This window comes from Caulobacter sp. GW456-12-1-14-TSB4, from assembly GCF_059424195.1.
Genome location: NZ_JBWKZF010000075.1, coordinates 1 through 527, shown reverse-complemented (window position 1 = coordinate 527; position 527 = coordinate 1). Strand labels below are relative to the sequence as shown.

Sequence of the window (527 nt, the reverse complement as noted above, 5' to 3'; positions counted from 1 at the left end):
TCGACTTCTTCGCCGACCTTCACGATGCCCTTTTCGATACGGCCCGTGACCACGGTGCCGCGGCCCGAGATCGAGAACACGTCTTCGACCGGCATCAGGAAGGGCAGGTCAACCGGACGTTCCGGCTGCGGGATGTAGGCGTCGACCGAGGCCATCAGGGCCAGGATCGCTTCTTCGCCGATCTTGGCGTCGCGGTTTTCCACGGCGGCCAGGGCCGAGCCCTTGGTGATCGGGATGTCGTCGCCCGGGAACTGGTACGAGCTGAGCAGCTCGCGCACTTCCATTTCGACGAGCTCCAGCAGCTCTTCGTCGTCGACCATGTCGACCTTGTTCATGAACACGACCAGAGCCGGCACGCCGACCTGACGGGCCAGCAGGATGTGCTCGCGGGTCTGCGGCATCGGGCCGTCGGCGGCCGACACGACCAGGATCGCGCCGTCCATCTGGGCGGCGCCCGTGATCATGTTCTTCACGTAGTCGGCGTGGCCGGGGCAGTCGACGTGCGCGTAGTGACGGTTGGCCGTCTC

Annotated in this window: 1 protein-coding gene; it reads right to left on the bottom strand. The window is 65.8% G+C overall.

Annotation, left to right across the window (positions count from 1 at the left end):
- Positions 1 to 527, bottom strand: a 527-nt coding sequence (locus AC07YH_RS26695) for a GTP-binding protein (RefSeq protein WP_494749910.1), incomplete at both ends; no start/stop codon positions are given.